The following is a 19080-nucleotide window of genomic DNA, read 5'->3' as shown; positions in this document are numbered from 1 at the left end:
CCAACTTAGCACGTTCAAAAGGCGGATCCCAATGCTGCGAATTGCCGAAGAAGCCCTCACATTTGATGACGTTCTGCTGGTTCCCGGATATTCAGAAGTTCTTCCCCACCAGGTCAACCTGCAGACCCGGTTGACCAAAGGTATCACTCTGAACATTCCGCTTGTGTCTGCCGCAATGGACACTGTCACCGGGGCAGATCTGGCCATTGCCATGGCTCAGGAAGGCGGAATTGGCATCATGCACAAGAACATGACTGTTGAGCAGCAGGCGGCAGCGGTTCGCAAGGTCAAGAAGTACGAAAGTGGTGTGGTGAAAGACCCGATTACCGTGACACCGGATACCACTGTCCGCGAGTTGGTGGATATCACCATGGCCAACAACATATCCGGTCTGCCGGTGGTCGATGGCCGCGATCTGCTGGGCATTGTCACCGGCCGTGACATCCGGTTTGAAAGCCGAATGGATACCCCGGTGCAGGACATCATGACGCCCAAGGATAAGCTGGTCACGGTGAAAGAAGGGGCCTGCCTGGAGGAGGTCAAAGAGTTGTTGCACCGCCACCGCATCGAAAAGGTGCTGGTGGTCAATGACAATTTCGAGCTGCGTGGGCTGATCACCGTCAAGGACATCCAGAAGGCCAAAGACTATCCGCTGGCCTGCAAGGATGACCAGGGTCGGTTGCGTGTCGGTGCTGCTGTCAGTACAGGCGGAGACACCGAGGCGCGGATTACGGCGCTGGCAGAGGCCGGCGTGGACGTGCTCGTGGTTGATACCGCCCATGGCCATTCACGGGGTGTGATCGAGCGCGTTCGCTGGGTGAAGCAGAACTTCCCGGAAGTCCAGGTGATCGGCGGTAACATTGCAACCTCCCAGGCGGCTATCGCTCTGGCGGATGCCGGTGCCGACGCTGTAAAAGTGGGTATCGGTCCCGGTTCAATCTGTACCACCCGCATTGTCGCCGGTATTGGCGTACCCCAGATTTCCGCGGTGTCAAACGTGGCGGCTGCCCTGAAAGAACGCGGAGTACCATTGATTGCCGACGGTGGCATACGGTTCTCCGGCGATATCGCCAAGGCCATTGCTGCCGGTGCCCATTGCGTCATGATCGGCAGCCTGCTGGCAGGTACCGATGAGGCACCCGGCGAGGTTGAACTGTTCCAGGGCCGCAGCTACAAGGCGTACCGTGGCATGGGTTCAATCGGCGCCATGGGTCAGGGCTCCAGTGACCGTTACTTCCAGGATGCCAGTAAGGGCATCGAGAAACTGGTACCGGAAGGCATTGAGGGTCGTGTCGCCTGCAAGGGCCCGATGCGTAACATCGTCCACCAGCTGGTTGGCGGCCTGCGTGCTTCCATGGGTTACACCGGTAGCGCCACCATGGAAGAGATGCGTACCAAGCCGGAATTTGTACGCATCACCAACGCCGGCATGCGTGAGAGTCACGTGCACGACGTGACCATTACCAAAGAAGCGCCAAACTACCGTATCGGTTAATCATTGCCTGACCAGACGCGGCTCCCCTGAGGGCCGCGTTGTTCATTTTGCTCCGAGGACTCCATGGCCCAGAACATTCACGACCACCGCATCCTGATTCTCGATTTCGGTTCCCAGTACACCCAGCTTATTGCTCGCCGTGTACGGGAGATTGGCGTCTATTGTGAAATCAAGGCGTTTGATATTACCGAGGAAGAACTCAACGAGTTCAACCCGAAAGGGATTGTTCTGGCTGGTGGGCCGGAGTCGGTCACGCAGCTGGGTGGTCCTCGGGCGCCCGAGGGCCTGTTTGATCGAGGAATTCCGGTTCTCGGTATCTGCTATGGCATGCAGACCATGGCCGAACAGCTGGGTGGTCGGGTTGCCAGTTCCGAGAAGCGGGAATTCGGCTACGCCCAGGTGAAAGTGCGCGCCGCCGGCCCTCTGCTTCGGGATATTACCGATCACCTTACCGCCACCGGCGATTCGCTGCTGGATGTCTGGATGAGCCACGGTGACAAGGTGGTGGCTATGCCGGAAGGCTTTGAGCTACTGGCGTCCACCGAGAGCGCCCCCATTGCCGCCATGCAGGACCTGAGCCGGAACCTCTACGGTGTTCAGTTCCACCCGGAAGTGACCCATACGCTCCAGGGCAAGCGGATTCTCGAGCACTTCATTCTGGATGTCTGTGGTTGCGAAGCACTGTGGACGCCGGCGAAGATCGTTGATGACGCAGTGCGCCAGATTCGGGAGCAGGTTGGCGGCGACAAGGTGCTGTTGGGTCTTTCTGGCGGTGTCGACTCCTCCGTGACGGCCGCACTGCTGCATCGGGCGATCGGCGAGCAGCTCACCTGTGTGTTTGTGGACAACGGTCTTTTGCGCCTGCACGAAGGCGATCAGGTGATGGACATGTTTGCCCGGAACATGGGCGTGAAGGTCATTCGTGTGGATGCCGAAGATCTGTTCCTGTCCAAACTCAAGGGCATCGATGATCCTGAGCAGAAGCGCAAAATCATTGGCAACACCTTCATCGATGTGTTTGACGACGAAGCCGCCAACATCCGTGACGTCAACTGGCTCGCCCAGGGCACTATCTACCCGGATGTGATTGAGTCCGCAGCGTCCAAGACCGGTAAGGCCCACGTCATCAAATCCCACCACAATGTGGGTGGCCTGCCGGAAACCATGAAAATGAAGCTGGTGGAGCCGCTGAGGGAGTTGTTCAAGGATGAAGTGCGCCGGATCGGCCTTGAACTGGGCCTGCCTTACGACATGGTCTACCGTCACCCGTTCCCGGGGCCAGGCCTGGGTGTCCGTATTCTCGGTGAAGTGAAGAAGGAATACGCCGATATCCTGCGCAAGGCAGACGCCATCTTCCTGGAAGAGCTCCATCGTGCTGATCTGTACCACAAGACCAGCCAGGCCTTTGCCGTGTTCCTGCCGGTCAAGTCCGTAGGCGTGGTGGGCGATGCCCGCCGCTACGAATACGTGGTGGCCCTGCGAGCGGTTGAGACCATCGATTTCATGACAGCCCGCTGGGCACACCTGCCGTACGATCTGCTTGAAACGGTCTCCAACCGGATCATCAACGAGATCACCGGTGTATCCCGGGTCACTTACGACGTTTCATCCAAGCCGCCGGCAACCATTGAGTGGGAGTGAATATCGCTTCGGTAATGGGATAGATGGGGCCTGAATATGAAGGCAGTCATCTTTGACATGGATGGCCTCTTGATCGATTCCGAGCCATTTTGGACGAAAGCCGAGAAAATGGTGTTCTCCTCTGTGGGCGTAGAATTATCGGACTCGCTTTGTGAAAAAACCGCATCCATGACGACCAGAGAAGTCACTGAGTTCTGGCACGAGCTTTTCCCATGGAATCACAAGTCCATTGAAGCGGTTGAAAATGAAGTAATTGATTGTGTCGATGAGCTGATAAAAAAAGATGGTCAACCGATGGTGGGTGCCAAACAGATACTCGGTTATTTCCATGAAAGGAATTACAGGATTGGCTTATCGACAAACTCACCCTTCCGGTTGATTGCCACGGTTCTGAACAAGTTGAATATAGCCCCGTATTTCCATGGAGTATCCTCATCTGAGCATGTGGAGCGAGGTAAACCTGACCCTGCCGTATATTTCTCCACGCTAAAAAAACTGGAGATTGATGCCGAAAGGTGCATTGCCTTTGAAGATTCTCCCTCCGGTGTGATGGCTGCCAAGGCAGCGGGAATAAAAACGGTTGTTGTGCCGCCGGCTCATGATTTTGATAATCCAAGGTATTCCTTGGCGGATGTCAAATTGCGCACACTGCTGGATTATCCAGGGGGCCATGCCAGAGCGTACTAACTGAACTTTCCCCGGGGCAGCTTCAAGCAGGGCGCGTCAATCGGGTGTGACCAGCCTGACAGTTTCGCGTTTCAGAATCTCGCACAGATCCTGCGCAGCGGGTGAGGCATCCGAGGAACGGAGCATCTTAAGAGCAATCGATGGAAGCCTGGGCAGATCAAGCTTGTCGTCAATACATTTGGTGTCTTTAGGCATCCCATGCTGTGTTCGCACTGCAAGCCCAAGGTTTGAACGAAGCGCGGCCCAAATGCCAGGCAGACTTGGTGTCGTCACCGCAACTCGCCAACGCTTATTCGCCCCGTCGAGTGCGGCGAGCGCCGCCTGCCGGAAGAGGCAGCGATGGTCGAATAGCACCAAGGGTATCCGGTCAACTTCAGAATCGCTTATAAAGCTCTCGTGCGCCAACCAGTGCATCGGGAGTTCGCAAATAAGTTCTCCTTCACTTCTGGAGCCTTCGGAGAAAAAGGTGATGGCAACATCCAGTCGACCAGCCCGGACCTCTTCTGCCAAAACGTGATTTGGGCCCGCCTGGACTTCGACGTGAACACCAGAGTGTTTACGGGAGAATGCAGACAAGGTTGCAGGCATCACGTCCTCAAAAAAATCCTGTGGCAGGCCGAGGCGCACGGTAGCTGAAGTCGCTGTCACTCCAAGAGCGAGTGCAGCTTCATCATTGAGCGCGATCATCCTGCGGGCATATGCAGCCAGTAACTCTCCAGCTTCGGTAGGGACCAGGCTTCTGCCCTTGCGGACGAAAAGTTGCGTACCGGCCTGCTGTTCCAACTTTTTGAGCTGCATGCTGATTGCTGACTGTGATCGGCCCAACTGCACAGCCGCGCGTGCGAAGCTGTGCAGGTCGATCCCCGCCACAACGGCACGAAGAGCGTCAATATCGAAGGCTACATTCAATTCAATAAACCTAAAGTTTTAGTTAAAATATATTCGATTTTAAAAAGTTTAAATCGTTGCTAATATCCGCGTCAATTCCATTGCAGCGTGCCTCCGGTTTAAGGTCAGATGCATGCCTTGGCATTGGTTTAGGGATAAAAGGGCAGAATAGTAGTGACGACCAAAACAACCACTGGCGCGAGTAACAATCATGGGATGATACCGATCATCCTGGCCGGTGGTTTTGTTTTTCTGAGCCATCAGCTTGGAGGGTTCTTTGGGGTTTGGCTTGGCGGTGTTTTCTTCGATCGCTTCGCCAGTTACGATCAGGTCTGGTATCTCGCCATCGCATTAGGGGTGTTTTCCGCAATTGCACACCTGCTGGTGCGGGAACGTCCGGCACCCCGAGAGGGTTTGGCATATGGCGGATAATCTGCTGTTCTTGTGGCTAGCGGCGCTTCCCCTGATGGGAAGCCCAGGTCCTGCGACACTTAGCCTTGCGGGTCTTGGTTCCGCTTTTGGTTTTCGGGTAGGTCTGCCCTACATGTTTGGAATCATTGTGGGAACGATGGTCGTTCTGCTCATGATAGCAACAGGTGTTACGACCCTTGTGCTTGCTCAGCCAATATTACTTGCCATTCTCTCAGGTATAGCTGGGGTTTATATTCTTTACCTTGCTGTGAAAATTGCAACGGCGCCCGTAGGCCAAGTCGCAGCAACGTCTGAAAATGCGCCAGCGTTTTTACCCGGGTTCAGTCTCGCAATTGCCAATCCGAAGGCCTTTGCCGCAATTGGCGCGGTTTATTCGAGTCACTCTATTGCGCCTGACAACCTGATTGTCGACACAACCTGCAAATTGTTGGCGCTAACCGTGGTCATTCTCGTCTTTAGCGTGATCTGGCTTGCCTTTGGCGCTACTTTTTCAAAGTTCCTGCGAAATCCCATGATCGGGCGTGCTACCAATATTGTCTTTGCCGTTATGCTGGTTTTATCGGTGGGGTCGCTGTGGTTGGGGAAATAGTATACTGATTGAGACCTTTCATCCTGCAATCCAGTGGAAATCCGGAAACACCGGCGCTATCCTCCCGTTGCCTGTTCTGGGCTTTGTCGAAAAGCGACGATTGAGAATAGTCGACGGATTACTAGGTTTAATGTCTGAGTCAAAAGCGACTGACGAATACTGGATGAATCGGGCACTACAACTGGCATCCCAGGCCGCAGCAAAAGGTGAAGTGCCTGTAGGAGCCGTGGTGGTGCTTGAGGGCAGGGAAATCGGCGCGGGCTTCAATGCGCCGATTTCCGGTTGCGATCCGACCGCCCATGCCGAGATACGGGCTTTGCGGGATGCCGCCGCCCGGGTTGGCAATTACCGGCTGTCCGGTGCCACGCTTTACGTTACTCTGGAGCCCTGTACCATGTGTGTGGGCGCAATAGTTCATGGTCGGATCAGCCGGCTGGTATACGGTGCTGTCGAGCCCAAGGCCGGCGCAGTGCAATCATCACGGCGGACGCTGGAAGAGCCTCATCTTAACTGGGATGTGAAGGCGGTCGGCGGTGTTCTGGCAGGCCAGTGCAGTCAGATAATCAGTGAGTTTTTCAGTCAACGGCGGGCAGAGATCCGGCGTCTTCGCAAACAACCTTCAGGGAAGGAGTAGTTCTCGCCTATGAAAGTCCTCGTTACCGGCGGAGCCGGGTATATTGGCAGTCATGTGGTTCGCCAGCTGGGCCAGGCCGGTCACGATATTGTGGTTTTCGATAACCTGTCCACCGGGTATCGCTGGGCGGTAACGGCTGGTGAACTGGTGGTCGGGGATCTGGCGGATGAGACGGCGATCGAGGACCTGTTCTCCCGCCACCGGTTTGAAGCGGTTCTTCATTTCGCTGCCAATATCGTCGTGCCGGAGTCCGTCGCCAATCCCCTGAAGTATTACAGCAATAACACCCGCAACACCCTGAACCTCCTCAAAGCCGTCGAGAAACACGGCGTGCCCTACATGGTGTTTTCCTCCACCGCAGCCGTTTATGGCATGCCGGAGCAGACGGTGCTGACCGAGGATCTGCCGCTGGCGCCCATCAATCCGTATGGTGCCTCCAAGATGATGAGCGAGCGGATGATCATGGATCTGGCCGCCGCCTCCAGCCTCAATTACGTCATTTTGCGTTATTTCAACGTGGCCGGTGCCAATCCTGACGGACTGCTCGGTCAGGCCACGCCCGAGGCGACCCATCTGATCAAGGTGGCCTGTGAATGTGTTACTGGCCAGAGAGAGGGCATGAGCGTCTTCGGTACTGACTACGACACCCGTGACGGTACCTGTATCCGGGATTACATCCACGTGGAAGATCTGGCCAAGGCTCACGTGATGGCACTGGATTACATGGCGGACGGCGGTCATTCGAAGGTCATGAATTGCGGTTATGGTCGTGGGTTTACGGTTCGGGAAGTGATTGATGTTGTGAAGGAAAAGTCCGGCGTCGATTTTCCGGTTACCGAAGCCGGCCGGCGGGCGGGCGACCCGGCTGCGCTGATGGCGGATAACACGCTGATCAGGCAAACCCTGGGCTGGCAGCCTGATTACGATGATCTGGACACCATTGTGGGTACGGCTCTGGCCTGGGAAGCGATCTGGCAGAAGAAAAAGGCCGACAACACCCAATAACTTTCTTGTATTTGCATCGGGATTTAACGGATGAGAATTACGATTTTTGGCACCGGTTACGTAGGCTTGGTAACCGGGGCGTGTCTGGCAGATGTTGGTCACAACGTCCTATGCATGGATGTTGATCAGGGCAAGATCGCAAAGCTGAAGAATGGCCAGATTCCCATCTATGAGCCGGGCCTCGAGAACATCGTAAAGCATACAGTCGAGGCGGGGCGTCTTTCGTTTACCACGAACGCCGAAGAAGCGGTTCGGCACGGTACCCTCCAGTTTATTGCCGTAGGCACACCCCCGGATGAGGACGGCTCTGCCGATCTTCAGTACGTGACCGCCGTTGCCCGGTCGATCGGCGAGTACATGGACGACTACAAAGTGGTGGTCGACAAGTCCACTGTGCCGGTGGGAACGGGCGACAAGGTCAGAGCTGCTGTTCGGGCACAGCTTGACCACCGAGGTCTGGAGCTGGACTTTGATGTGGTCTCCAATCCGGAATTCCTCAAGGAAGGGGCGGCCATCAATGATTTCATGAAGCCGGACAGGATCGTTGTAGGTACCGATAGCGAGCGCGCCGCGGAACTCCTGCGGGAAGTCTATTACCCGTTCAACCGCAGCCACGACCGGATGATCTTCATGGACCTGAGGTCCGCGGAGCTGACCAAATACGCGGCCAACTCGATGCTGGCCACCAAGATCAGTTTCATGAACGAAATAGCCAACCTGGCCGAGCGGCTAGGGGCGGATATTGAGGCCGTCCGGCGCGGTATCGGTTCCGATCCCCGGATTGGTTACCACTTCATCTATCCGGGTTGCGGTTATGGTGGTTCCTGCTTCCCGAAAGATGTTCAGGCGCTGGCCCGGACGGCCAGTGACTGTGGCTATGACGCGCCACTATTGAATGCGGTGGAGGCGGTAAACTACGCCCAGAAGCACGTCCTGTTCGACAAGATCAGCCATTATTTCGGGGGCGACCTGAAGGGCAAGGTCGTGGCGCTCTGGGGCCTGGCCTTCAAGCCCAACACCGACGACATGCGTGAGGCGTCATCCCGAACCCTGATGGAAGACCTCTGGAAAGCCGGGGCGGTCGTTCAGGCGTTTGATCCCGAGGCCATGGAAGAGACCCAGCGAATCTACGGAGACCAGTCGGGCCTGACCCTGTGCGGCACCAAGGAGCAGGCGCTCAAGGGCGCGGATGTGCTGGCAATTTGTACCGAGTGGAAAGAATTTCGCTCGCCAGATTTCGAATCCATTGCAGCCACGATCCGTGAGCCTGTGGTGTTTGATGGCCGCAACCTCTACGAGCCGGAAATGCTGGAGCGTTACGGGCTGATCTACTACGCCATCGGTCGTGGCCGTACCCAGTTCCATTCGCAGTAATATTGGGGAGCGATCATGACCATGCCCGCGGATTTCCAGTTGCACCACCGTCTGAGCGCCGACACCATCGGCCTCGGCGCCAGCCCGTTGTGTGAGATCCGGTTGATGAACGACAGCACCTGGCCCTGGGTGCTACTGGTGCCGGCCGTTGTCGGAGTCCGGGAGATCTATCAGCTGTCGGCAGACCAGCAGCATCAACTTTTGCGGGAGTCCTCGGCGCTCAGCCAGGCTATGATGGACGTGTTCGAGGGCGACAAGATGAACGTCGCCGCCCTGGGAAATATGGTGCCCCAGCTGCACCTGCATCATATCGTGCGTTTCGAGGGAGACCCGGCCTGGCCGGGCCCGGTGTGGGGTAAACAGGCACCGGTGCCCTATACCGATCTGGAGCTGGAACAGGTCCGGAAAGGGCTTGCTCCGGTACTCGAGCAGCTCCAGTCGGGGGTCTAGCGTCCTGAGCGAGACTGGTATTTTGCCAGCGTCTGGGAACCGACCAGAATCATCCGTAGCTCCGTTTTCAGCTTGACCTTGAGTTCCTCTCGCTCCTTCGGAGTCGCATCCAGCGCCTCCGCACCCTGATTGAACACCAGCGTCACCATCGCCTCGGCCACCAGTTTCGCCTCAGAGAGCGGCTTGTTCTGTTCCTCCGCGATCCGCCGAAGATCATCCGCCAGTTCGGTCACGAAGTGGTCGATTTCCGCTTTCACCGCTGTTCGAAACGTCGTGGAAACGCCCGTACGCTCACGCAGCATGAGCCTGAAAAGGTTCGCGTTGTTACCCAGATACTCCATAAAGGTTTCCACGGACGTCACAATGGCGCTGCCACCGTCCCGGGCGATCCGTTTGCGCGCCTGCCGCATCAACTGCCGCAGGGCAACGCCTCCTTCATCCACCAGCGCCAGCCCAAGTTCGTCCAGTTCCGAGAAATGTCGATAGAACGACGTAGGTGCAATACCGGCCTCTCGGGCAACCTCCCTGAGACTGAGACTGCCAAAGCCCCGATCGGCACTTAACTGAGCCAGGGCTGCATCCATCAGGGCACGCCGTGTTTTCAGTTTCTGCTCCGCTCTGGTGGCCAAGTTCAGACTCCCTCTGGTGGTAGAAAAAGGAGCATTCTAGCTGGCTGTTAACCTTCAGTCATCCGGCCACGTGATTTGCGTTCCAGGACGCCTGATTTTCAGCGCCATTGTGTTTATAATGGGCGCCTTTTCCGCTATGGTCGCAACATTTTTTGAGCGGGCACGAACAGCGTAGCGCCGGGTGTGGTGGGCTTTTCCGAAACCTTGCGGAGCCATGGATGGCGGAGCAGAGCGTACATGGACGTATTCACAGCGTGTTTCGGAAAAGCCCACCACATCCGGTGCGGCACTTAAAGCACCAAATTTGAACACATTAAACGGAACGGGAACCGGTATGCGCAGTCATTATTGCGGTGGGATCAATGAATCCCACATCGATCAGGAAGTCACACTTTGCGGATGGGTCCACCGTCGCCGTGACCACGGTGGGGTTATCTTCCTGGATCTGCGGGATCGGGATGGTATTTCTCAGGTGGTCGTCGACCCGGATACTCCCGAAAGCTTTGCACTGGCGGAAAAGGTGCGTAGTGAGTTCGTTATCAAAGTCACCGGTCGGGTGCGTCGTCGCCCTGCGGGAACCGAGAACAGCAACATGCCCACCGGGCAGGTTGAGCTGCTGGGCAAGGAAGTCAGCATTCTGAACGCCGCTGCGACACCGCCGTTCCCGTTGGACGAACACGTCGACGTGGGCGAGGACGTTCGCCTGCGTTACCGGTATGTGGACCTGCGCCGTCCGGAGATGATCAATCGTTTGCGTTTCCGTTCCCGGGTGAGCAGCTATATCCGTAACTACCTGGACAGCAACGGCTTCATGGATGTGGAAACCCCCATCCTGACCCGTGCCACGCCGGAAGGCGCCCGGGATTACCTGGTGCCCAGCCGTACCCACGAAGGTTCCTTCTTTGCGTTGCCCCAGTCGCCCCAGCTATTCAAACAGCTGCTGATGGTGTCTGGTGTCGATCGTTACTACCAGATCGCCAAGTGCTTCCGGGATGAAGACCTGCGTGCCGACCGTCAACCGGAATTTACCCAGGTAGACATCGAGGCTTCTTTCATCGATGAAGAGATCCTGATGGGTCTGAACGAAGACATGATCCGCTCCCTGTTCAAGGACGTGCTGAACGTAGAGCTGCCGTCATTCCCGCAGATGCCGTATGCCGAAGCCATGCAGCGTTACGGCAGTGACAAGCCGGACCTGCGTATCCCGCTGGAACTGCTGGATGTGGGTGATCTGGTGGCAGGTGTGGACTTCAAGGTCTTCGCTGGCCCCGCCAAGGATCCCAAAGGCCGTGTGGCGGCACTGCGAGTTCCGAAAGGTGGCGCGCTGACCCGTAAGCAGATCGATGATTACACCAGGTTTGTCGGTATCTACGGTGCCAGGGGCCTCGCCTACATCAAGGTCAACGAGCTGGCCAAGGGTGTTGAAGGCCTGCAGTCTCCGATCATCAAGTTCCTGGGCGACGATGTGGCCCTGGCGATCATGGAGCGCGTGGGCGCAGAAGACGGCGACATCGTCTTTTTCGGTGCCGACAGGACAACCGTGGTCAACGAAGCTTTGGGTGCGCTGCGTATCAAGGTCGGTCACGATCTGAACATGCTGACCTGTGATTGGGCGCCGCTGTGGGTGGTGGATTTCCCGATGTTCGAGGAAACGCCGGATGGCGGCCTGACCGCGATTCACCACCCGTTCACCGCGCCGTCCTGCAGCCCGGAAGACCTGGCGGCAGATCCGGCAAACGCATTGTCCCGCGCCTACGACATGGTCCTGAACGGTACCGAGTTGGGTGGCGGGTCGATCCGTATCCATGACGAAAAGATGCAGGAAACCGTGTTCCGCATCCTGGGTATCGGCGAAGAAGAGGCTCGGGCCAAGTTCGGCTTCCTGCTCGACGCCTTGAAGTTCGGTTGCCCGCCCCATGGCGGCCTGGCGTTTGGCCTGGATCGCCTGGTGATGCTGATGACCGGTGCCACGTCTATTCGCGATGTGATTGCCTTCCCGAAAACCCAGAGCGCTACCTGCCTGATGACCCAGGCGCCGGGCGAAGTGGACGAGAAGCAGCTGCGCGAGCTGCACATCCGCCTGCGCAAGTCGGCAAAACCTGTGGAAGGCAACAAGGCTGAAGCAGGCGAGGCAGAGGAGTAAGTCGTGAGCACCGGGCCAGGGCCGTCGCGCTGCGCCCGGGTGGTCGATGGCGTCGCTGTAACCAGACAGAGGCATTGATGTGGCGATAATTCTGGGCGTTGATCCGGGATCGAGAATTACCGGTTACGGCGTCATCCGTGTCGAAGGTCGGCACATCGAATACATCGACAGTGGCTGCATTCGCGTGGGCGAGAAGCCCATGGCCGAGCGTCTGCAGACCATTTTTCAGAGTCTGGCCACGCTGATCGGCGAGTATCGTCCGGAAGAATTTGCCATTGAACAGGTGTTCATGGCGCGCAATCCCGATTCGGCCCTGAAACTCGGCCAGGCCAGGGGTGCGGCTATCGTCAGTGCCGCCAACAGCGGGCTAGCGGTTCACGAGTATTCCGCCCGGCAGGTCAAGCAGGCAGTTGTCGGCAAGGGTGGGGCAGACAAGTCTCAGGTCCAGCACATGGTACAGGTGCTGCTTTCACTTTCACGCAAACCTCAGGCGGACGCGGCCGATGCCCTGGCAATTGCGATGTGTCATGCCCACATGAGTCAGAGCATCCTGCGGGTGGCCAATGGCGCCGGTAAGGTTCGAAGCGGTCGCGTGCGACAACAGTAAACAGCTCACAAGAGCCACAGGAGATGCCCCTTGATTGGTCGTATCCGAGGTATTCTGGTTGAAAAGGCTCCGGGCCAGGCGCTGGTAGAGTGCGCCGGCCTTGGCTACGAAATTGACATTCCCTACACCACCTTCTTCCACTTACCCGAAACCGGCGACGAAGTGATCCTCCACACCCATTTTGCAGTCCGCGAAGACGCCCAGAGTCTCTACGGCTTTGCCTTTCGGCTGGACCGAAATTTGTTTCGCCTGTTGATCAAGGTTAATGGCGTGGGACCAAAACTGGCGGTGGGCATCCTTTCCGGCCTCGATGCCAGGCAGTTTATCCGCTGCATAGAGAACCGGGACCTGGCCTCGTTGGTCAAACTGCCCGGGGTCGGAAAAAAGACGGCCGAGCGCCTGCTTATTGAAATGACCGACCGGATAGGGCAACTTGAAGGGCAATTCGTGCCAACGTCGCCTGATGCGACAGGATTGGGTCAGATGGCTGGACATGCGGCGCCTGTTGGGCCGGCGGCGACAGAGGAGGCGGAAGCTGCGCTGATTGCGCTCGGGTACAAGCCCCAGGAAGCGGCGAAGGCCATTAGCAAGGTGGCAGAGGAAGGTATGACCAGTGAGACCCTGATCCGGCTGTCCCTTCGCAATATGATACCGGCCTGATCACTGCCACCTGTCGTGAACCTGTAGAGAGCGTAACGTGACACCTCCAAACCCCTTTGTACAATTGGGGCAGCCTGGAGCAACGGGTAGAAGGCGAGGCACGATGTTGATTCCCACACTATGGGTGATGCCATGATCGAATCCGACCGGTTGATTTCGGCCCGGGCCGGTGAATATGAAGAAGTGCATGATAGAGCTATTCGCCCGACCTTGCTGGCCGAATATGTTGGTCAGCCGACGGTCCGTGAGCAGATGGATATTTTCATTTCAGCTGCCCGTGGACGCCAGGAAGCTCTGGATCATGTGCTGATTTTCGGCCCACCCGGTCTTGGTAAAACCACCCTTGCCAATATCATTGCCAACGAGATGGGGGTGTCTATCAAGACAACCTCGGGCCCGGTTCTTGAGAAGGCTGGCGATCTGGCGGCGATGCTGACCAATCTTGAGGAAGGCGACGTTCTCTTTATTGACGAGATCCATCGCCTCAGCGCAGCCGTGGAAGAAGTGCTGTATCCGGCCATGGAAGATTACCAGCTGGATATCATGATCGGTGAAGGCCCCGCTGCCCGTTCAATCAAGCTGGATCTACCGCCGTTCACGCTGGTAGGTGCCACCACCCGCGCCGGTTTGCTGACCTCCCCGTTGCGGGATCGCTTTGGCATTGTTCAGCGTCTCGAGTTCTACAACACAGAAGATCTCACCAGCATTATCATCCGGTCCGCGCGGCTGTCTTCCGTTTCTTTGGATGAGGCCGGTGCGTTCGAGATCGCCCGCCGGTCACGGGGGACGCCACGGATCGCCAACCGTTTGTTGCGCCGGGTCCGTGATTATGCCGAAGTCCGCGCGGATGGCCGTATCACCTCTGACATCGCTGATCAGGCCCTGAACATGCTGAAGGTTGATAATCAGGGCTTCGACCATATGGACCGCCGGTTGCTGCTGGCAATGATTGAAAAGTTTGATGGTGGTCCGGTGGGCGTTGAGAGTCTTGCCGCAGCCATCAGTGAGGAAAGGGGCACGATCGAAGATGTGCTTGAGCCCTTCCTGATCCAGCAGGGCTACATGTTGCGTACGCCGAGAGGCCGAATGGTTACCTCCAGTGCCTACCAGCATTTCGGGGTTATTCCGCCGAAATCGGGCAGGGAGGACGATCTTTTTGGCTGATCAGGCAGTAGAAGCAGGTTTTGAGTTGCCGGTCCGGGTCTATATTGAAGATACGGACGCCGGCGGCATTGTATTCCATGCCAAATACCTTCATTACATGGAGCGGGCCCGGACCGAGTGGGTACGCAGTTGTGGCGTCGGTCTGAGAGCGGGGCTTGCCGACAATATCAGCTATGTCGTGCAGAGGCTTTCAATCCACTATTCTGTGGCGGCGAAGCTCGACGATGAGTTACTTGTAACTGCTGAGCCAGTGGCTTTCGGCAGGGTGTGGATGGACTTCAGGCAGAGGGTCAGTCGTGCTGCGGACAGGAAACTGCTCTGCGACGGCGAAGTGCGGGTTGCCTGTGTCGCCCTGGACACAGGCCGGCCCCGTCGCCTGCCGAACAATATGCAGGAATTGCTGGCCAGGAATGTCCAGCCTCCTGAAACGACAAACAGAATGAGCCAGGAGTAAGAGGTGGATTCAGAACTATCAGTCTGGTACCTGATTGCAAACGCCGGTGTATTGGTGCAGTTGGTCATGCTTTTGCTGGCCCTGGCATCCATCATGTCATGGGCGCTGATTTTCCAGCGTATTCAGGTGTTCCGAAAAGCCAAACGGGCGCAGCTGGCGTTTGAAGAACGTTTCTGGTCCGGCATGGATCTCGGTCAGCTGTACCGGGAGGTAAATGCCGAACCGACGCCATTTTCCGGTATGGAGGCCCTGTTCCGGGCTGGCTTCAAGGAATTCTCCCGGCTGCGTCAGCAAAGCCGGGATGCCGATGCGGTGATGGAAGGCACGCAGCGGGCCATGCGTGTTGCCTTCTCCCGCGAGCAGGAACGCCTGGAGGCCCATCTTCCGTTTTTGGCAACGGTCGGTTCAACAAGCCCCTATGTCGGCTTGTTCGGGACCGTTTGGGGCATCATGAATTCATTTCGCGGTCTGGCCCAGGTGCAGCAGGCGACTCTGGCAACCGTCGCCCCGGGTATTTCTGAAGCCTTGATTGCAACCGCTATGGGTCTGTTTGCAGCAATTCCGGCGGTTATCGCCTATAACCGCTTCGCGGCCATGTCCGATGCGTTGCTCAAGAACTATGACACCTTTGCGGATGAGTTCTCCAGTATTCTTCATCGCCGCGTTCACCAGACTGACAAGGGCGCCGCGTGATGGCCACACCTTTTACGGGCAGGAGTCAGGGCAGGAGCGATAGCTTATGAAAGGCATGGGAATGATGCCGGAACAGCGGCGAAAGCCAATGTCGGAAATCAACGTGGTTCCGTATATCGACGTGATGCTGGTGCTGCTGATCATTTTTATGGTTACCGCGCCGATGCTGACTCAGGGCGTCAAGGTGGATCTGCCAGAGACCACTGCTGATCCGATTCAGGCGGACAAAGACGTTGAGTCGGTGATCGTTTCGGTGGACGCCAACGGTGCCTACTATGTTGAAGTGGGCGACAAGGGCAGTGATCCAATGTCGCTGGCCGAAGTTCGGGAGCAGATCGTCAAGATTCTGTCCCAACGCTCCTCCAGTGAAATTCTGGTCCGTGGCGATGAATACGTGGACTACGGTACGGTTGTGCGACTGATGGCGGAATTGCAAGGTGCGGGCGCCAGCAGTATTGGCCTGATTACTGAATCACCCCGGGACGACAAGTGACACCGGTGCAGGCAGGAGTGTTGTGAGAGATAACCAGCGCGAAGTAACCACTACCGGAGTGCCGCCCTGGAAGTCGCCAGTGGTGCTTTCAGTAACGCTCCATGTGCTGATCCTGGGCATTGCGCTGGCGGGCTGGTCCTGGACCTCGCCGAAACACGAACCGCCGCCCCGGAGCATAGCGGCCCGATTGATCACGCAGCAGGAGCCTGAGCCAAGCCCGGTGGTGGATCCTGTGGATCAGCAAAAACGTGATGAAGAACGCAAGGCTGAGGAACAGCGCCAGCAGGCAGAAGCAGAGCGGCGTCGTCAGGAAGAGGAAGCGCGACGTATCGCCGAGCAGAAGCGTGAGGAAGAACAGAAAAAGCTCCAGCAGCAAAAGGAACGGGAGCGACAGGAAGCCGAGGCGAAGGAACGGCAAGCCCGCAAGGCTCGTGAAGAGGAAGCCGCCCGGCAAATGGCCGAGGCTGAAGCCAAAGAACGTGAACGTCAGAAAGCCGAGGAAGAAAAGCGCCGGCAGGAAGAGGCCAGAAAAAAAGCTGAAGAAGAAAAACGCCGGCAGGAAGAGCAGAGAAAGCGGGAAGAAGCGGAGCGCAAGCGGCAGGAAGAACTGGCGCGCCAGGAAGCTGAACAAAAGCGTCTTGAGGCAGAGCGAAAACTCCGTGAACAGCAGCTGGAAGCCCAGGCGGATGCTGCTCGCCAGGCCCTTGAAGAGGAAGCCCGTCGCCAACGGGAGGCTGCTGCCGCAAAGGCCAGAGAGGCGCAGATGCTGTCGGAAAGTGAGAAATATCAGCAACTGATCCGGGAAAGGCTGAGCCAGGCCTGGTATCCGCCCTCCTCGGCGACCGAGGACATGACAGCACGGCTTCAGATTACCCTGTTACCAACGGGCGAGCTGGCAAGTGTTAAGCTGGTCAGTAGCAGTGGTAATACCGCCTTTGATAATTCAGCCCTTGGCGCGGTGCGCTCCCTGAGCCGTTACCCGATACCAGACGACCGGGATACGTTTGAACGTTATTTCCGGCAGTTTACGATTGAATTCAACCCTCGCAGGTTGAGATAAGGATACGGATAACACCATGACACAGCGGATTTGGTACAAACCGTCAAAAACACTCTTGACAGCCATCACTCTTGTATTCGTGATGGTTACCGGTGTGCGCGCGGAACTGTTGATCCGGATCACCGAAGGCGCAGATTCCGCCATACCTGTGTCAGTCGTTCCGTTCGCCGAATCCGGTCAGATGCCGGCAGGCGACACAGTTGCCAGCATCGTGCAGGCGGACCTCGCCATGAGTGGAGAGTTCCGCACACTCCCGCCTGAAAAAATGCTGAGCCTGCCATCCAGACGTGAGGAAGTGTATTTCCGGGACTGGCGGCTGCTGGGGCAGCGTTATGTTCTGGTGGGGTCGCTGACACGCAGTGGAGATCGGGTTCAGGCCCGCTACGAACTTTTTGACGTCAACCGTGAGGAGCGCATTCTCGGGGAAACGGCGGCAGCGCCTGCCTCCAATATGCGCTCCCTGGCGCACCACATCAGCGACAAGGTCTACGAGTCCATTACCGGCGTGCCCGGGGTATTTTCGACCCAGCTCGCCTTTGTGACCCTGGATTCCGCCAATGGCAAGCCGCGTTACCGTTTGCAGGTAAGCGATGTCGATGGCAAGCGGGCACGCATCCGGCTGGAAAGCCAGGAACCGATCCTGTCGCCGGCCTGGTCGCCGGATGGTAAGAGACTGGCTTATGTCTCCTTTGAAACCGGAAAGCCGGTGATATTCGTGCATGAACTTGCTACGGGCAAACGTAGCAAGGTTGCGGATTTCCCCGGGCTCAACTCTGCGCCCGCCTGGTCCGATGATGGCAGGTCGCTGTTGATGACGCTTTCCAAGGACGGTAATGCCGAGATTTACCGAATGGATCTGGACACCAGTCAGCTGACCAAGCTGACCAATCATTGGGCGATCGATACCGAAGCGAACTGGGACGCCAGGGGCGAAGGGATTTTCTTTACTTCCGACCGTTCGGGTGGCCCCCAGATCTATTACATGGCAGAGCCCGGTGCTGAGCCCCGGCGCATTACCTTTGGCAGCCGTTACAACGCACGCCCCCGGGCCGGTAGCAAAGGAGAATTTGTCTATTACGTACATCAAAGGGGCAGTGCGTTTCACATTGCCCGTACAGATCTTGAAACCGGGGAGGAAACCATTCTCACCCGGACAGAGTCTGATGAATCTCCAAGTGTTGCTCCTAATGGAAGGATGCTGATCTATGCAACCGACCAGAATGGCACCAGCGTGCTTACCGTCATATCGTCGGATGGTGGGGCGGCATACAGTCTTCCGGGTTCTGAGGGAGAGGTTCGGGATCCGGTCTGGGGACCTCTGGTTCGCTGATTGCCGCAGCTCGACTGGCTTCGGTAATTGTTCAGGAAATAACGTCAATCAACTGAAAGGAAAAGATTATGAAGTTTTCAGCTCAATCCAAGGCATTTGCACTTTTACTCTCCGTAGGCCTTGTTGCCGGCTGTAGCTCGACCGGCGGACCCACGGAAGACGGCGAGTACGGCTCAGACGTAGGGGCTGTGGATCAGGAAGGCGGCTCTACGGTCTATGGCGGTGATGACCAGGGTGGCGTTTCCTCCTCTGCAATGACAGAAGAAGAGCGCATGGCGGCCCGTGAACAGGCCGAGCAGGCAGCGCTGCGTGAAGTGACCGTCTTCTATTTCGATTTCGATACCGCGGAAATCAAGCCGGAAGCCCGTGACGTTCTGGTGGCCCATGCCCGTTACCTGGCCAACAATCCGGGCCAGAATGTTCGGCTCGAAGGCCACGCCGACGAGCGCGGCAGCAAGGAATACAACCTGGCCCTCGGTGAGCGTCGTGCCAACGCAGTACAGCGCTTCCTGATTGTGAATGGTGCTTCACGCGGCCAGCTTGAGACCGTAAGCTATGGCGAAGAGAAGCCGGCAGTGATGGGTTCCAGTGAGAGTGCATGGGCCCAGAACCGTCGCGTGGAACTCGTATTTGAGTAAACACACAGGAAGGT

Annotated in this window: 21 protein-coding genes; 19 read left to right on the top strand and 2 right to left on the bottom strand. The window is 57.2% G+C overall.

Annotation, left to right across the window (positions count from 1 at the left end; genetic code table 11):
- Positions 1 to 31 precede the first annotated feature (31 nt).
- The 3 genes from guaB (at position 32) to hxpB (ending at position 3823) form a co-directional block, all read left to right on the top strand.
- A complete protein-coding gene (guaB, locus tag CLH62_RS02210) occupies positions 32 to 1495 on the top strand; it encodes an IMP dehydrogenase (RefSeq protein WP_099616513.1) in 1464 nt (487 codons plus the stop codon).
- Positions 1496 to 1558: 63 nt separating this feature from the next.
- Positions 1559 to 3136 (top strand): glutamine-hydrolyzing GMP synthase, encoded by a 1578-nt coding sequence (gene guaA / locus CLH62_RS02205; RefSeq protein ID WP_099616512.1) that lies wholly within the window; start codon positions 1559 to 1561, stop codon positions 3134 to 3136.
- Positions 3137 to 3172: 36 nt separating this feature from the next.
- Positions 3173 to 3823 carry a hexitol phosphatase HxpB gene (hxpB, locus tag CLH62_RS02200; protein ID WP_099616511.1) on the top strand — a complete coding sequence of 217 codons (651 nt, stop codon included), beginning with the start codon at positions 3173 to 3175 and terminating at the stop codon, positions 3821 to 3823.
- A gap of 36 nt (positions 3824 to 3859) precedes the next feature.
- Here the strand turns inward: hxpB and CLH62_RS02195 are convergent, their stop codons facing one another.
- Positions 3860 to 4732, bottom strand: a complete 873-nt coding sequence (locus CLH62_RS02195) for a LysR substrate-binding domain-containing protein (protein ID WP_211285631.1) — start codon at positions 4730 to 4732, stop codon at positions 3860 to 3862.
- 153 nt (positions 4733 to 4885) lie between these two features.
- On the opposite strand from CLH62_RS02195, the gene CLH62_RS02190 reads away from it, so the two are divergent.
- From CLH62_RS02190 to CLH62_RS02165, 6 genes are all read left to right on the top strand, one after another.
- The gene (locus tag CLH62_RS02190; protein ID WP_143752346.1) at positions 4886 to 5143 is read left to right on the top strand and encodes an MFS transporter; all 258 of its coding nucleotides are present in this window, start codon (positions 4886 to 4888) and stop codon (positions 5141 to 5143) included.
- The gene (locus tag CLH62_RS02185; RefSeq protein ID WP_099616509.1) at positions 5133 to 5732 is read left to right on the top strand and encodes a LysE family translocator; all 600 of its coding nucleotides are present in this window, start codon (positions 5133 to 5135) and stop codon (positions 5730 to 5732) included. Before CLH62_RS02190 ends, CLH62_RS02185 begins: the two co-directional genes overlap by 11 nt.
- Positions 5733 to 5862: 130 nt before the next feature.
- Entirely contained in the window at positions 5863 to 6366 is a 504-nt protein-coding gene (gene tadA / locus CLH62_RS02180) for a tRNA adenosine(34) deaminase TadA (protein WP_099616508.1), read from the top strand.
- 9 nt (positions 6367 to 6375) lie between these two features.
- Positions 6376 to 7371 (top strand): UDP-glucose 4-epimerase GalE, encoded by a 996-nt coding sequence (gene galE / locus CLH62_RS02175; RefSeq protein WP_099616507.1) that lies wholly within the window; start codon positions 6376 to 6378, stop codon positions 7369 to 7371.
- A gap of 30 nt (positions 7372 to 7401) precedes the next feature.
- Positions 7402 to 8745, top strand: a complete 1344-nt coding sequence (locus CLH62_RS02170; RefSeq protein ID WP_099616506.1) for a UDP-glucose dehydrogenase family protein — start codon at positions 7402 to 7404, stop codon at positions 8743 to 8745.
- 15 nt (positions 8746 to 8760) lie between these two features.
- Complete coding sequence (locus tag CLH62_RS02165) at positions 8761 to 9195, top strand: HIT domain-containing protein (protein WP_099616505.1); 435 nt, start codon at positions 8761 to 8763, stop codon at positions 9193 to 9195.
- Here the strand turns inward: CLH62_RS02165 and fabR are convergent.
- On the bottom strand, positions 9192 to 9824 hold the full coding sequence (fabR, locus tag CLH62_RS02160; protein WP_099616504.1) for an HTH-type transcriptional repressor FabR: 633 nt from the start codon (positions 9822 to 9824) through the stop codon (positions 9192 to 9194). The genes CLH62_RS02165 and fabR overlap by 4 nt on opposite strands.
- Positions 9825 to 10158: 334 nt before the next feature.
- Here fabR and aspS point away from each other — a divergent pair, with 334 nt between their 5' ends.
- The 10 genes from aspS (at position 10159) to pal (ending at position 19066) form a co-directional block, all read left to right on the top strand.
- Positions 10159 to 11967 carry an aspartate--tRNA ligase gene (gene aspS / locus CLH62_RS02155; protein WP_099616503.1) on the top strand — a complete coding sequence of 603 codons (1809 nt, stop codon included), beginning with the start codon at positions 10159 to 10161 and terminating at the stop codon, positions 11965 to 11967.
- Positions 11968 to 12046: 79 nt separating this feature from the next.
- Positions 12047 to 12574 carry a crossover junction endodeoxyribonuclease RuvC gene (gene ruvC, locus CLH62_RS02150; protein WP_099616502.1) on the top strand — a complete coding sequence of 176 codons (528 nt, stop codon included), beginning with the start codon at positions 12047 to 12049 and terminating at the stop codon, positions 12572 to 12574.
- 30 nt (positions 12575 to 12604) lie between these two features.
- Complete coding sequence (gene ruvA / locus CLH62_RS02145; RefSeq protein ID WP_099616501.1) at positions 12605 to 13234, top strand: Holliday junction branch migration protein RuvA; 630 nt, start codon at positions 12605 to 12607, stop codon at positions 13232 to 13234.
- A 132-nt stretch (positions 13235 to 13366) separates the two neighbouring features.
- The gene (gene ruvB / locus CLH62_RS02140; RefSeq protein WP_099617594.1) at positions 13367 to 14398 is read left to right on the top strand and encodes a Holliday junction branch migration DNA helicase RuvB; all 1032 of its coding nucleotides are present in this window, start codon (positions 13367 to 13369) and stop codon (positions 14396 to 14398) included.
- The gene (locus CLH62_RS02135; protein ID WP_099616500.1) at positions 14391 to 14852 is read left to right on the top strand and encodes a YbgC/FadM family acyl-CoA thioesterase; all 462 of its coding nucleotides are present in this window, start codon (positions 14391 to 14393) and stop codon (positions 14850 to 14852) included. The genes ruvB and CLH62_RS02135 overlap by 8 nt, the downstream gene beginning before the upstream one ends.
- Positions 14853 to 14855: 3 nt before the next feature.
- Positions 14856 to 15545 carry a protein TolQ gene (gene tolQ / locus CLH62_RS02130; RefSeq protein ID WP_099616499.1) on the top strand — a complete coding sequence of 230 codons (690 nt, stop codon included), beginning with the start codon at positions 14856 to 14858 and terminating at the stop codon, positions 15543 to 15545.
- Between the two features lie 46 nt (positions 15546 to 15591).
- Positions 15592 to 16038 carry a protein TolR gene (gene tolR, locus CLH62_RS02125; protein WP_099616498.1) on the top strand — a complete coding sequence of 149 codons (447 nt, stop codon included), beginning with the start codon at positions 15592 to 15594 and terminating at the stop codon, positions 16036 to 16038.
- Positions 16039 to 16117: 79 nt separating this feature from the next.
- A complete protein-coding gene (gene tolA / locus CLH62_RS02120; protein ID WP_099616497.1) occupies positions 16118 to 17098 on the top strand; it encodes a cell envelope integrity protein TolA in 981 nt (326 codons plus the stop codon).
- Between the two features lie 16 nt (positions 17099 to 17114).
- Positions 17115 to 18428, top strand: coding sequence for a Tol-Pal system beta propeller repeat protein TolB (gene tolB / locus CLH62_RS02115; RefSeq protein ID WP_099616496.1), 1314 nt, complete (start codon positions 17115 to 17117; stop codon positions 18426 to 18428).
- A 68-nt stretch (positions 18429 to 18496) separates the two neighbouring features.
- The gene (gene pal, locus CLH62_RS02110) at positions 18497 to 19066 is read left to right on the top strand and encodes a peptidoglycan-associated lipoprotein Pal (protein ID WP_099616495.1); all 570 of its coding nucleotides are present in this window, start codon (positions 18497 to 18499) and stop codon (positions 19064 to 19066) included.
- Positions 19067 to 19080 lie beyond the last annotated feature (14 nt).

It is taken from the genome of Marinobacter guineae (genome assembly GCF_002744735.1).
Lineage (GTDB): Bacteria > Pseudomonadota > Gammaproteobacteria > Pseudomonadales > Oleiphilaceae > Marinobacter > Marinobacter guineae.
The sequence above is the reverse complement of the archived record's forward strand: the minus strand, read 5'-3'. Positions and strand labels throughout refer to the sequence as shown.

Coding starts and splice junctions, on each gene's coding strand:
- guaB (WP_099616513.1), top strand. CDS start 32: ATGCTGCGAATTGCCGAAGAAGCCCTCACATTTGATGACGTTCTGCTG.
- guaA (WP_099616512.1), top strand. CDS start 1,559: ATGGCCCAGAACATTCACGACCACCGCATCCTGATTCTCGATTTCGGT.
- hxpB (WP_099616511.1), top strand. CDS start 3,173: ATGAAGGCAGTCATCTTTGACATGGATGGCCTCTTGATCGATTCCGAG.
- CLH62_RS02185 (WP_099616509.1), top strand. CDS start 5,133: ATGGCGGATAATCTGCTGTTCTTGTGGCTAGCGGCGCTTCCCCTGATG.
- tadA (WP_099616508.1), top strand. CDS start 5,863: ATGTCTGAGTCAAAAGCGACTGACGAATACTGGATGAATCGGGCACTA.
- galE (WP_099616507.1), top strand. CDS start 6,376: ATGAAAGTCCTCGTTACCGGCGGAGCCGGGTATATTGGCAGTCATGTG.
- CLH62_RS02170 (WP_099616506.1), top strand. CDS start 7,402: ATGAGAATTACGATTTTTGGCACCGGTTACGTAGGCTTGGTAACCGGG.
- CLH62_RS02165 (WP_099616505.1), top strand. CDS start 8,761: ATGACCATGCCCGCGGATTTCCAGTTGCACCACCGTCTGAGCGCCGAC.
- aspS (WP_099616503.1), top strand. CDS start 10,159: ATGCGCAGTCATTATTGCGGTGGGATCAATGAATCCCACATCGATCAG.
- ruvB (WP_099617594.1), top strand. CDS start 13,367: ATGATCGAATCCGACCGGTTGATTTCGGCCCGGGCCGGTGAATATGAA.
- tolR (WP_099616498.1), top strand. CDS start 15,592: ATGAAAGGCATGGGAATGATGCCGGAACAGCGGCGAAAGCCAATGTCG.
- tolB (WP_099616496.1), top strand. CDS start 17,115: ATGACACAGCGGATTTGGTACAAACCGTCAAAAACACTCTTGACAGCC.
- pal (WP_099616495.1), top strand. CDS start 18,497: ATGAAGTTTTCAGCTCAATCCAAGGCATTTGCACTTTTACTCTCCGTA.